Origin of the sequence: Saccharicrinis fermentans DSM 9555 = JCM 21142, assembly GCF_000517085.1 — a bacterium.
GTDB classification, from domain to species: Bacteria; Bacteroidota; Bacteroidia; order Bacteroidales; family Marinilabiliaceae; genus Saccharicrinis; species Saccharicrinis fermentans.
In genome coordinates, this window is record NZ_KI912107.1 from 4,575,329 (window position 1) to 4,588,115 (window position 12,787).

Below are 12,787 nucleotides of genomic sequence, written 5' to 3' on the forward strand. Positions count from 1 at the left end.
GTGATCATTTTAATCTGTTAAAGTAGAATTAGTTGATCGTTTTTTTGTGACTATTCCGGGATGGTTAGCTGTTGTGTTAATCTTAGCTGCAAGTGCTTCATTATTTTATCATTTGATGCTCTTAAAGAGAAAAAAACATAATTAACGAATAGAAATTATTATGCTCTTTAGAGAATTACTAGTTATATGATCTCAGGAAATAACGGTTTAGTGGACTAAAATACCATTATTGGGCATGATTTTGTTATGCGTGCGTGGTTAGTTTTTTGTTAATTTGTAGTCTCTAAACAAAAAACGATTATGAACACAAAATTGTATCCTATTAAGTTTACGCCTATCTTAAAAGATAAAATATGGGGAGGCGATAAATTAAAATTAACATTAGATAAAAAAAGCGAGCTTGAAAAACTGGGCGAATCATGGGAGCTTTCTGGAGTAGAAGGTGATATTTCGGTGGTTTCAAATGGCTTTTTGGCAGGTAACAACCTTCAGGAAATCATAGAAATATATATGGGAGACCTGGTAGGGGAGTCTATTTATAGCAAGTTTGGCAATGAATTTCCCTTGTTGTTCAAATTTATTGATGCCAATGACGACTTGTCTATTCAAGTGCATCCAGATGATAAGCTTTCAAAGGAGCGCCATAATGCTTTTGGGAAAACGGAAATGTGGTATGTATTGCAAGCAGAACCCAAAAGTCAGTTGGTTTCTGGTTTCGTAAAAGAATCTACCAAAGAAGAATATCTCAAAGCATTAAGCGATGGTAAGTTGATGTCTTTGTTAAAATCTCATGAAGTTAGTGAGGGGGATACTTTCTTTATTAGAGCCGGTAATGTTCACGCCATTGGTGCTGGAGTACTGTTGGCCGAGATACAACAGACTTCTGATGTAACCTATCGTATTTATGACTATGATCGCAAGGATAGTGCAGGTAATACCCGTGAGTTGCATACCGATCTGGCTTTAGATGCCATTGACTATAAAGATACCAATGAAAAAGTGTCATATAGTGCCAAGAAAAATGAAGCGGTGAATCTGGCTTCATGTCAATATTTTGTGACCAATTTATTGCATATTAACGAAGCGTTTGAACGAGATGTTTATTTGTTAAACTCTTTTGTAGTATATATGTGCGTTAGTGGTAGTGCAAAAATAATGTGTACAAACGGAGAAAAAGAAACAATTACCAAAGGAGAAACAGTGTTAATCCCTGCTGCCATCGATGGTGTTACTATTGAACCGGACGGGGATGCTAAACTCCTGGAAGTATACATCAAAGAAGTATAAGTTACTGATCTTGTTATTGGTTTATTTAAACGCCTGGTATGTGCATGCCGGGCGTTTTTATTGAGTTTTGTGGGTATGTAAATGCAGTACGCTTTGGTGTGAGTTAGATGATAGATTATTTGTGTAAAAAAATAGTTGTTTGTTAAGAATTTAACATCTTGTTATTTTGTTGTTTTAAAATATTACTTCTGTCGTTTTGTAAAAAGAAAGTTCTAATTTTGTCAACTATCAACTAGTCTATCAGATAAAGTTTTTCACAATCGTATCTTGTCTTTTAGTCTCTTATTTAATTTTAAAATGAAAGTATTAAAATTTGGGGGAACATCGGTGGGTTCTGCTACCAGAATGAAAGAAGTTGCTGACTTAATTTGTAATGGACAACAGAAGATTGTTGTTCTTTCTGCGATGTCGGGCACCACCAATAGTTTGGTAGAAATAACCAATTACTTGTATAAGAGTAATATAGAAGGAGCTAATGAGTTAATCAATGGTTTGGAACAAAAATATTATTCCGTAGTAGAAGAGCTCTACACTACCCAGGAGTTCAAGCAAAAGGGTAAAGAATTAATAGAGTTTCATTTCGATTATATTAAATCATTCACCATTGATATGTTTACTTCTTTTGAAGAAAAAGCCATATTAGCGCAAGGAGAATTGATTTCCACGGCATTGTTTCATTACTATCTTGAAGAGAAAGGTGAAAGCGCTATGTTGCTAGGTGCCTTAGACTTTATGCGTATTGATAAGCAGCATGAACCGGATATGTTGTATATCAAGGAGCATTGTAGTAAGGCTCTCAAGAATAATGCGGGTAAAGATATATATATAACGCAAGGGTATATTTGTCGTAATGCTTTTGGTGAGATAGATAATCTTCAGCGTGGGGGAAGTGATTATACAGCCAGTTTGATTGGGGCTGCTATTGGCGCCGAAGAAATACAAATTTGGACTGATATAGATGGCATGCACAATAACGATCCTCGTTTTGTGGAGAATACGCATTCCATTGCCAATTTATCCTTTGACGAGGCTGCAGAGCTGGCTTATTTTGGCGCCAAAATTTTACATCCTACCAGTGTATTACCAGCTAAGCTTAGTAATATTCCTGTTAGATTATTGAATACACTGGCACCAGAGGCGCATGGTACCCTGATTTCTTCCAGACAGGAAAAAAACAGGATTACTGCAGTGGCTGCTAAGGATAATATTACGGCTATCAAAATTAAGTCAGGACGTATGCTGTTGGCTTATGGTTTTTTGCGTAAGGTCTTTGAGATTTTTGAAACTTATAAAACACCTATCGATATGATTACTACTTCGGAGGTAGGTGTATCAGTTACCATCGATGAAAATAAACACTTGGATGATATTGTGAGCGACCTGAAAAAGTATGGTACCGTAGAGGTGGATACTAATCAGGTGATAGTATGTGTGGTAGGAGATTTAGTGGCCGATAATGTGGGGTATGCTAATAAAATATTTTATGCGCTTCAGGGAATTCCGATCCATATGATCTCATACGGAGGAAGTGACCACAATGTATCTATATTAATTAGCGAGAATTATAAAAAAGAGGCACTAGCTGCCTTGAGTGATAACCTGTTTTAATCAGATTGTGCAGATGAGCAATCCATTTCCTTTTCAGACATTGAATGAGGTGGAAACACCTTTTTATTATTATAATATGCAGCTGTTGGACACTACACTTGAAACGATCAAGCGAGAAGCCGACAAGTATGGTTATCATATTCATTATGCCGTTAAAGCCAATGCAAATCAACGTATTCTAGAACGAGTCCATTCCTATGGTTTTGGGGCAGACTGTGTGAGTGGTAACGAAGTGATAGCGTCGTTGGCAGCAGGTTTTCCCAGTGATAAAATTGTTTTTGCAGGAGTTGGTAAAGCCGATAAGGAGATCATTGTCGGCTTGGAAAATAATATTGGTTGTTTTAATGTGGAGTCTATCCCTGAATTGGAGGTGATAGATGAAATAGCAAAACGAATGAATAAAACGGCTAAAGTTGCTTTACGCATCAACCCAAATGTTCAGGCCAATACACATAAATATATTACCACTGGTCTCGAAGAAAATAAATTCGGTATATATATATGGGATCTTGAAAAAGTGTTGGATAAGGTAGATCAGCTGAATAACATTGAGTTTGTAGGTATCCACTTTCATATTGGTTCACAGATAAATGACTTAGATTCATTTAAGCAGTTATGTACCCGAGTGAATGAATTACAGGAGCGCTTTGTGAAGCGTCGTAATATTCCCAGAATAGTTAATGTGGGTGGTGGACTTGGTGTGGATTATGAAAATCCTGATGAGAATCCGATGCCTGACTTTGAAAAGTTCTTTGGAATATTTGATGATTTTTTGGATTTGCAAGAAGGACAAGAGGTGCACTTTGAATTGGGCCGTTCGGTGGTTTGTCAGTGTGGAACCTTACTGAGTAAGGTATTGTATGTGAAGGATGGTGTGCATACTCAGTTTGCCATTGTGGATGCAGGAATGAGCGATTTAATACGGCCCGCATTATACCAGGCTTATCATAAAATTGAAAACCAGACATCTCATAAAGAAGAGTATAAATATGACGTGGTTGGACCTATCTGCGAATCGTCAGATTGCTTTGGTAAGGCTGTAACATTACCAAAAACAGAGAGGGGAGATCTTATCGCTATTCGTTCGGCGGGAGCATATGGTGAGGTCATGGCCAATCAATATAATTTGAGAGAATTACCTAAAGCGGTATATTCAGATTTGATTTAAAATGATAAATTCTTTGTGTAGCTTTAGGCCGTTCAAATTTTTTTAAGATTCAAAATATGTATAAAAGAGTATTACTGAAGCTAAGTGGTGAGTCGCTAATGGGGGAGCAAAATTACGGTATTGATAATAACAGACTCGAAGAGTATGCGCTACAAATAAAGGAGATTTCAGATTTGGGAGTACAGGTGGGAATCGTGATTGGTGGTGGAAATATCTTTCGTGGATTAAGTGGTGCAGCCAAGGGTTTTGATCGTTATCAGGGTGACCAAATGGGGATGTTAGCTACTGTCATTAATAGTCTGGCTTTAAAATCATCATTGAACAATGTAGGGGTAAAGGCAAGAGTGCTCACTGCCATTAAGATGGAGCCCGTGGGAGAGTTTTATTCGCAGCCGAAAGCTATTGAGGCATTGGAAAATGGTGAGGTGGTAATCCTTTCCGGAGGAACGGGAAATCCTTATTTTACAACTGATACAGGATCGTCGTTGAGAGGGATTGAAATTAAAGCCGATGTAATGCTGAAAGGTACACGCGTGGATGGTATTTACACCGCTGATCCGGAAAAAGATCCTAATGCTACCAAGTTTGATGAAATCACCTTCGACGAAATCTATGACCGGGGACTTAAAGTGATGGATTTGACTGCTACTACTATGTGCAAGGAAAATAACTTGTCTATTGTGGTTTTTGATATGGATACACCAGGTAACTTGATTAAGGTGATTAAAGGTGAGAAAATAGGTACATTGGTTAAGAATTAAAAGGGGGATGAAATGAGCCATGAAAATTGCCTTACACGCAAGGTGTAGGGTTATTTTCGATGAGTTTAATGCGACAAATATAAATTATAAACGCATGAATCATGTTACTTTTGAATACATTGGTACTATTTATACTCCGTATCAATCTTTGGATAATATGCCTATTCAACCTTCAGGTGCTAAAGATGCACAAGGATATATCTTGATTAATGATGAATTTGTTGAGGGTTTGAAGGATATGGATGGTTTTTCTCATATTACATTAATTTATCACCTGAATAAAGTCACTGGTCATCAATTATCTGTAGTGCCTTATATGGATGACAAAGCGCACGGTGTATTTGCAACACGTTCTCCCAAACGTCCTAATGCGATAGGTTTATCAACCGTTAAATTGGAAAGGGTAGAGGGCAATAAATTATTTGTAAGAGAAGTGGATATGCTCAATGAAACGCCTTTGCTGGATATAAAGCCTTTTTTTAGGCAGGCAGACAATCGTATGGATGCTACATCTGGCTGGCTAGAGAAGAAAGATCAAAGTATTGTTTTTAAAACAAAATCTGATGATCGCTTTGTGGATTAGGGATCACGCAAAAAAGTTGGGTCTGTTAAAAAAAAGTATCTGTTTAGCTGTTAAATAGAAACGGATTTAATAAATTGAGAAAGAAGAACTATCATCGGAGCTACTGGCTCTATTCTTACCAGAAGGGATATTAGATTATTTCCAGATCGTATCCTATAGAAAATCTTCAAGCGGAAAGCATATTTGCGATAAACAGTTGGAATTAACACTTGAAGAAAAAGACATTATACCATCAGAATACCAATCTTATCCCTATAGGTCGAGTGGCTTTATGGAAGCTCGTTATATTGATAATTACCCTATTCGTAATATGCTAGTAAAGCTAAAGGTAAGGCGACGACGTTGGGAGATTACGATTAATAGTAAAAAAAGAAACAAGTAAGCCGTAATTGGGAAGTAATAGCGCAGGGTACTCGAATGAGCGAAGAGTATGCTGCTTTTTTGAAAGAAATTAGTCGATTCTAATGCTATAAGCTGTCGGAGTCTTGAAGTTTATCTGGGCGTGAATGGTCGTAACTTTCAGCGCCAGTACAAGAATAAGCTGAGTGGTTATACTGATTGGAACCAACTGGAGCATGCCGTGGATATTATCAAATTGATTAAAGAAAATTTCACTGACGAGCAACGGCGTATAGTTAAGGAAGTGACGTTAGATATGGCATATAGCATGAACCAAATTGTTAAAAAATGTTTTTCAAAGGCTACCAGGATAATCGACCGTTTTCATGTTCAGAACATCATTAATTTCTTCGATAACAGAAGTACCAATGCTGCAGCAGAATCTTTCAATGCAAAAGTAAAGGATTTCAGAAGGCAATTCAGAGGAGTTGTTGATGTAAAATTCTTCTTATTCAGATTAATAAAAATATTTGCATGACAACTACAAACAACATTTACACCCAACTTTTGGCACTGATACTTTGAAGCTAATAGTTTGTAATTAAATATGTTGATATTCGATTTCAATAATAATTTCAAGTATAACGAAAGTCTTTACAACTTATCCATAACCATATTCAATAACTCTCAATGAATGAATAATTCCCATTTTAAACACACAACAATCAGTAAAAAGACCGCAGTGTTGGCCAGAACAATAGCCCCGGGGCCGGCGTTGGCGAGAAGCTTCCCTGGGCGCACTTGAGGAGGTAGTGCTGTTGGCCTAGCGCGAAGGAAGTGTGCGCCGGACGGAAAGGGAAGTTGATGCAGGGCAGATAGTGATCTATTGTTCTAGACCTTTTTGGTCCTTTTTATGGCAATGATAAAAAGGACATTAACGGAAGTTTCAAAAGCAAAGAAAATTATCATATAAGTTAGAAACATTGCTCTCAATTAGATAACGAAAGTACCAATGCTTCAACAGAATCTTTCAATACAAAAGTATAGGACCTGAGAAGACAATACAAAGGTGTTGTTGATGTAAAGTTCTTCTTGTTCGTATTAACAAAAATATTTGCATGATAACTATAAATAACATTTATACCCAACTTTTGGCACTGACCCTGGATTAGCGGGACGGCCGACTCTTAAAATCAGAAGGGACTGACGTGTTAAGCGTAAAGTGATGTGTGCTTTGTGTGAAGATTAGAATGTATGGATAAGCTCTTTAAATTTCTTTAATAGGGATAAATCTTTTTCGAAGGCATTTCCCACCACTATGATATCAGCACCCGATTGGCATGCTGTTTTTACTTTTTCAACGGTATTTAGTCCTCCTCCGACGATTAAAGGAATCGAAATATTTTTTTTGACGGCCTGTATTATTTCTCCAGATACTGGATTCTGTGCGCCGCTGCCGCCTTCCAGATAGATAAGTTGTTGGCCTAACATTTCTCCTGCTATTGCGGTGGCTACCGCTATTTCTGGTTTATTAGCCGGTATGGGGCGTGTTTGACTCATGTACTCAACCGAAGTGATAGTTCCACCATCAATGAGAATATAACCAGTAGATAATATTTCCATGCCCGTTTTTTTCAGAAAAGGAGCGGAAGCCACGTGGTTACCAATTAGAAGTTCTGGATTTCGCCCTGAGATCAAAGAAATGAATAATATACCATCAGCATGGGGGGTAAGCTGCATGAGGTTACCAGGAAATAAGACAACTGGAATATTTAGGTTGTTCTTTAACACATCTACTACCATCTCAACACGGTCGTTTACCAAACTACCTCCAACCAGAATCAAGTCCGGACTGGCTGTTTCCATGGCAGTAATAATCTTTAATAGATTCTTCTGTGGAAATTTATCCGGATCAATCAGGACAGCAAAAAGTTTCTGGCCAGTTTTTATTTTTTCGTGTATGGTAGATAGTATCATAATAATGCGTCAAATTTGTGTATTGCTGTATGTTATTTCAGCAATGATAAACCAAATAAAAGTCTTCTGTTGTGAGGTATTCAAAGTCCATGGTTCGGCGTTCTTCAAAATCAAAGGTAGCGCTTATTTTTCCTTCTCTCTGCAGTTTAAAGGGATGACATATGAAGTTGATATTAAAGATGCTATTTTGTCTGTCGTACATTTTATACATGCTTTCTTTAAGACACCACATTATCGTATAATACTCCACTTTTTTGTTGTCGGGAATAAATCTTTCTTCCTGTGAGCTAACAAAACGCTTGGATACCCGTGCTACCCTGTCAGATGGATGTTCTATGTCAACGCCTGTTAAGTTATTTTCTGAAAATGCCACTACCACATAGCCTTTGGTATGACTAATGCTGATTTTGTATGGGGAGTTTTTAAGAATGGGTTTACCTGAGTCAAGATAATCTATCTCCGGTTCTGCTCCTAATACTTGTTTAATTAAACAGCGGGCAGCTAAAAATTCTTGCTTTCGGGCTTCGAGCTTGAATGACTTAACTCTTTCCAGATCTTGCCTTCTGAGCTTTAGGTATTGTAATAGTTCGTCAGCGCTTTCTTCTATCTTCCAAACTACCACGAGACCTTTCTTTTCTGTATTTCTTTTAAATATTTGAGCCATTCTTCAAAAATTGGGCATTTCCTTCCATTCAAAGGTTTCCATTAAATGAGAGATATCTTCTTTAACAAAGTTAATTACAGGCGCTAGGGAATCTTTGTTAGGAATGGCATCAAAATACAGTGATCCCCGAACAAAGTGTTGTGTACTATCTGTTAAATAAAACTGAACCGAAGATGCAGCATTGCCTTTTATATCGTACAGGGTACCATATACTCGCTTTTCTTCAGAAACAAAGAGGCGCTCGCCAATGGCATCTGCTTTTACGGAGTGTTTATAAGCCAGTTTGCGACTGTCTTCTAGTAATTCATTGATATTATTGTTGACTGTCTTATAACTGATGTGAACAGTTCCATTTAATGTGGGATAGTCCATGTTATACCAATATTTTTCGGCATTATGCGAACGGGTGTCTTTAAGTATGTTGGCATAAACAGGAACATCAAAGCGATAGGGGCATTCCTCATTCAGGGGCTGATATTCGTGCGCCGGAAATGTTATTCGGTAGTAAGCTCTTGGCTTTGGTGTTCCGTGGTGTTTGCACGAAAGTAAGAAAAGCATGAATGTTAATCCGAATATAATAATTACATTTTTCATTTTTTTAAAAATTAACGAAACTTACTAACCAGTACAATTTTTAATCATTCGCCTAGGTATTCAATTATTTGTGCTGGCCTTGCCAGTTTCATCTGTTTATAATTTATCTTTATAGCCATATGGAAATCGCTGAAACCAATCATCCCTCTGTGTGTAAAATAATTTCCATGGTTTGTCTTATGCATTTAAATTATTGAATGAAGGATGCCTGACGCAATGTTTAGTTGTGTTTTGGGTATTTGTTTTTTTCTTTTGAAGGTTTAACCTCAAATTTTAGTTTTCGTATTCTTCTTGAATCTACAGAAACGATGGTAAATACATATTTTTTGTATTTGATCTGTTCATTTTTATCCGGTATTTCTCCTTTTATTTCCAGCATGAGGCCGGCAAGTGTTTCTGCTTCTCCTCTTATTTTTTCAAATTCATCTTCATCTATTTCTGTTACTTTGTGAAAATCGTTAAGCAGTGTTTTGCCTTCAAAAAGGATACTACCGTCGGGTTGTCGCGCATAAAACGATTCTTCATCATCGTTTTCGTCAGCAATTTCACCAACAATCTCCTCTAATATATCTTCCAGTGTAACTATGCCAGAGGTGCCTCCATACTCATCAACCACTATGGCCATGTGTATTTTACTGAGCTGGAATTCTTCCAGCAGGTCATCAATTTTTTTAGTTTCAGGAATGAAATAAGGTGGACGAATCAATTTTTGCCACTCAAAATCTTTGTCTTCATTGATATGTGAAAGCAGGTCTTTCACATACAGTACCCCTTTTACATTATCAGGTGTATTTTCAAAAATGGGTATTCGACTATAGCCTGATTCAACGATGACCGAGAGTACTTTGTTGTAATCAGAAGCGATATCAATATCTACCACATCAACACGAGCGGTCATGATTTCAGCTGCACTAATATTGCCAAATTTTACTATGCCTTCCAGTAATTCTATTTCTTCGGTAATCTCATCGCCTGTAATTTCTAATGCTTGCGATAAATCATCCAGCGAAATAGAACCTGTTTTTCGGGCGATGCGTTTGTTAACAAAGTTGGAACTGCTTACCAATATGGCACTTAGCGGACTAAAAATGCCTTTTAGTAGATAGATGGGATAGGCCATTGTTTCTGCAAAACTTCGTGAGAATCGAGATGCATATACTTTGGGTAATATTTCACCAAAAAAAAGTATGATAGCTGTAATGCCAATTACTTCGACCACAAATTTTAGCCATTCCAGTTCTCCAAAGTTCAGGATGGAATTGTTAATGAATGCCGAAAGAATCACAATGCCAACATTCACAAAGTTATTTCCAATGAGTATGGTAGCTAAAAGTTGCTCCGGTGACTTCAGATGTTTGAGGATCAGTCGTCCGTTTTTGTTGTTCAATTCTTCGATATCATTCAGATCTGTTGGAGAAAGAGAAAAGAATGCTACTTCGGAACCAGATAGCAAGGCCGAGAAGACAAGTAAAATTATTAATACAAATATAGAAATTGAAGTCCCTATGGTTAAGGGCTGCAATTCTACGATAGAAAAATATGGAAGTACGGATAAGTTAATCAGGTCTGTTTCCAAGAACTTAGAAATTAAGTGAATACTAGAATGGTAGATCGTCCTGTTCGGAAGATTCTCCCAAAATATCATCGTTACCCGAGCTGCTACCTGCCTGAGCTTGAGGTGGTGAAGAAATAGGCTGTTGGTTTTGCGTTTGTGCCGGAGCTCCGTAATTACCAGCTTGAGCCTGACTGCCCGGGTTATCTGATTTGCGACCCAGCAATTGAAGGTTATCTACATATACTTCAGTAGTATATCTTTTATTGCCGTCCTTATCGTCCCATGAACGCGTGCGGAGCTTGCCTTCAATATATAACTGGGTTCCTTTTTTTACGTAGCTTTCGGCTACTTTTGCCAAACCACCCCATATAACTATGTTATGCCATTCGGTACGTTCTGGTATTTGTTGTCCCGAACTGGTTGTAAATCCGCGTTCGGTTGTTGCCAAGGGAAAGTTAGCTACCGCCCTGTCGTTTTCGAAATATCTTATATCAGGATCCTTTCCTACATTTCCTACTAAAATAACCTTATTTACAGACATAATTTTATTCATTATTTTGGATGGATAAAAATACAAAAGTTCCTATCGATTACAAACGATGTTTAGGTGTTTCGTTAAATATTCTGCTTAAAGGCTTGGGAAAGGCGTATTTGTTTACTTGATCTGTTTTAATAAGTTGGTATTGGGGGCTTGTTAAATGTGCCAGTGAAGGAATCTGAATGTTTAGTATATTAATGATTAACCGACGATGGGTCAGTTGGTGTTTGAATGAATATTCCGAAATGAGATGTATGTCCTGTTGTGCAGTTAACTCCCTGAGCTCGTCGGTGTTCAGTAGGTTTTGTGGTGAGATGACTTGCGTGGTTTCTATGAGTGGATACTGGTAAAGACCTCGCCAAATATCGTTGTGGTTACGACGCTGAATGACCGTTTGTTCTTCCTTGTTGAAGAGTACTATAAAATTGAGGTATCGTTTTTTAACCTGTAACTTCTTTTCTTTGACGGGAAGAAGGTGGACTTTATTGTGCTGTAATGCCCAACATGTATCACTGAAGATACAGCATTGGCATGCAGGTAGTTGAGGTGTGCAATGCAAGGCCCCAAATTCCATGATGGCCTGATTAAAGTCTCCATACGCCTTACCGTCATTGAGGCTTTGTGCCAGTTCTTCGATTTGTTTTTTTCCTTGGGAGGTGTTGATAGCGGTTTCGACACCGTAAATTCGTGTGAGCACCCTAAATACATTTCCGTCAACCACCGTATGTGGCTGGTTATAGCATATGGAGCTGATGGCTGCGGCCGTATACGGTCCTATGCCTTTTAGCTTTAATAAGCCATCAAAGGTGTCAGGAAATACGCCGTTTAATTCCTGTGATACATATTTAGCCGCTGCATGCATGTTTCTGGCGCGAGAATAATATCCCAATCCTTGCCATAGTTTTAATACCTCGTCTTCGCTGGCCCGCGCCAGGTGATGAACGGTTGGGAAAGCCTCGGTAAGGGTTAAATAATAGTTTATACCTTGATTTACACGTGTTTGTTGGAGTATAATTTCTGATACCCAAACCCTATATACCTCACTGGTACGGCGCCATGGTAGATCGCGTTTATTCTCTTTATACCACAAAATCAAGTCACTACTGAATTTACCCATCTCAATTATTTTTATCAAAAATAGAGTTTTTGTTTTTTTATTTTTCTAATTCGTTATATCTTTGCATTCTGAATTTTAGAAAATTAATGTAATTAGTTGATAATTAAATAATTTTAAAGAGAGATGACAAAGGCTGATATTGTAAACGAGATTTCAAAAGATACCGGAATTGAGAAGGTTACAGTTCAAAAGGCTATTGAAGCTTTTATGGAGACGATAAAAGGTTCGTTAGTTAAGGGAAAAAATGTATATTTACGTGGGTTTGGAAGTTTTATTGTAAAAGAAAGAGCTGAAAAAACAGCTCGCAATATTTCTAAAAACACTACTATCATTATTCCTAAACACTTTATTCCGGCGTTTAAGCCTTCGAAAAGCTTCGTTACTAAGGTGAAGAATAATGTGAAGTAATTGGTTATTAATAGTTAAATTTTTGTAGTATGCCAAGCGGAAAAAAAAGAAAAAGGCATAAGATGGCTACGCATAAGCGTAAAAAGAGGCTTAGAAAAAATAGGCACAAGAAGAAGAAATAATCTTCCCCATCTTATTGTGAACACATAATAGAGAACAAACATTAGAAGAGTATTCTTCGTTGTTTG

At 37.5% G+C, this 12,787-nt stretch carries 14 protein-coding genes; 8 read left to right on the top strand and 6 right to left on the bottom strand.

Annotation, left to right across the window (positions count from 1 at the left end):
- Nucleotides 1–300: 300 nt before the first annotated feature.
- The 7 genes from CYTFE_RS0118665 to CYTFE_RS0118690 all read left to right on the top strand — a co-directional run bounded on the left by CYTFE_RS0118665 (nucleotide 301) and on the right by CYTFE_RS0118690 (nucleotide 6,284).
- A complete protein-coding gene (locus CYTFE_RS0118665; RefSeq protein ID WP_027473067.1) occupies nucleotides 301–1,287 on the top strand; it encodes a type I phosphomannose isomerase catalytic subunit in 987 nt (328 codons plus the stop codon).
- Between the two features lie 297 nt (nucleotides 1,288–1,584).
- Nucleotides 1,585–2,895: an aspartate kinase gene (locus tag CYTFE_RS0118670; RefSeq protein WP_027473068.1), complete on the top strand. Its 1,311-nt coding sequence runs from the start codon at nucleotides 1,585–1,587 to the stop codon at nucleotides 2,893–2,895.
- A gap of 13 nt (nucleotides 2,896–2,908) precedes the next feature.
- Entirely contained in the window at nucleotides 2,909–4,063 is a 1,155-nt protein-coding gene (lysA, locus tag CYTFE_RS0118675) for a diaminopimelate decarboxylase (protein ID WP_044214373.1), read from the top strand.
- Nucleotides 4,064–4,119: 56 nt separating this feature from the next.
- Nucleotides 4,120–4,824 (top strand): UMP kinase, encoded by a 705-nt coding sequence (gene pyrH / locus CYTFE_RS0118680; protein ID WP_044214372.1) that lies wholly within the window; start codon nucleotides 4,120–4,122, stop codon nucleotides 4,822–4,824.
- Between the two features lie 94 nt (nucleotides 4,825–4,918).
- Nucleotides 4,919–5,407 (top strand): tRNA (N6-threonylcarbamoyladenosine(37)-N6)-methyltransferase TrmO, encoded by a 489-nt coding sequence (gene tsaA, locus CYTFE_RS27195; protein ID WP_052343295.1) that lies wholly within the window; start codon nucleotides 4,919–4,921, stop codon nucleotides 5,405–5,407.
- 145 nt (nucleotides 5,408–5,552) lie between these two features.
- The gene (locus CYTFE_RS30890; RefSeq protein WP_456153872.1) at nucleotides 5,553–5,789 is read left to right on the top strand and encodes an ISAon1 family transposase N-terminal region protein; all 237 of its coding nucleotides are present in this window, start codon (nucleotides 5,553–5,555) and stop codon (nucleotides 5,787–5,789) included.
- Between the two features lie 120 nt (nucleotides 5,790–5,909).
- Entirely contained in the window at nucleotides 5,910–6,284 is a 375-nt protein-coding gene (locus CYTFE_RS0118690; RefSeq protein ID WP_027473071.1) for a transposase, read from the top strand.
- Nucleotides 6,285–6,991: 707 nt separating this feature from the next.
- On the opposite strand, the gene CYTFE_RS0118695 is transcribed toward CYTFE_RS0118690, so the two are convergent.
- The 6 genes from CYTFE_RS0118695 to mutY form a co-directional block, all read right to left on the bottom strand.
- Nucleotides 6,992–7,723, bottom strand: coding sequence for a phosphoglycerol geranylgeranyltransferase (locus CYTFE_RS0118695; RefSeq protein ID WP_027473072.1), 732 nt, complete (start codon nucleotides 7,721–7,723; stop codon nucleotides 6,992–6,994).
- A 37-nt stretch (nucleotides 7,724–7,760) separates the two neighbouring features.
- A complete protein-coding gene (locus CYTFE_RS27200) occupies nucleotides 7,761–8,387 on the bottom strand; it encodes a 4'-phosphopantetheinyl transferase family protein (protein WP_052343296.1) in 627 nt (208 codons plus the stop codon).
- A gap of 3 nt (nucleotides 8,388–8,390) precedes the next feature.
- Nucleotides 8,391–8,981: a gliding motility lipoprotein GldD gene (gene gldD / locus CYTFE_RS0118705; RefSeq protein ID WP_027473073.1), complete on the bottom strand. Its 591-nt coding sequence runs from the start codon at nucleotides 8,979–8,981 to the stop codon at nucleotides 8,391–8,393.
- A 220-nt stretch (nucleotides 8,982–9,201) separates the two neighbouring features.
- Nucleotides 9,202–10,557 carry a gliding motility-associated protein GldE gene (gene gldE / locus CYTFE_RS0118715; protein ID WP_044213894.1) on the bottom strand — a complete coding sequence of 452 codons (1,356 nt, stop codon included), beginning with the start codon at nucleotides 10,555–10,557 and terminating at the stop codon, nucleotides 9,202–9,204.
- Between the two features lie 22 nt (nucleotides 10,558–10,579).
- Nucleotides 10,580–11,089, bottom strand: coding sequence for a single-stranded DNA-binding protein (locus tag CYTFE_RS0118720; protein ID WP_235208294.1), 510 nt, complete (start codon nucleotides 11,087–11,089; stop codon nucleotides 10,580–10,582).
- A gap of 37 nt (nucleotides 11,090–11,126) precedes the next feature.
- Complete coding sequence (mutY, locus tag CYTFE_RS27205) at nucleotides 11,127–12,209, bottom strand: A/G-specific adenine glycosylase (protein WP_200871404.1); 1,083 nt, start codon at nucleotides 12,207–12,209, stop codon at nucleotides 11,127–11,129.
- Between the two features lie 105 nt (nucleotides 12,210–12,314).
- Between mutY and CYTFE_RS0118730 the strand changes: the two genes are divergently transcribed.
- Nucleotides 12,315–12,599: an HU family DNA-binding protein gene (locus tag CYTFE_RS0118730; protein ID WP_027473076.1), complete on the top strand. Its 285-nt coding sequence runs from the start codon at nucleotides 12,315–12,317 to the stop codon at nucleotides 12,597–12,599.
- The last annotated feature ends 188 nt before the right edge of the window (nucleotides 12,600–12,787 follow it).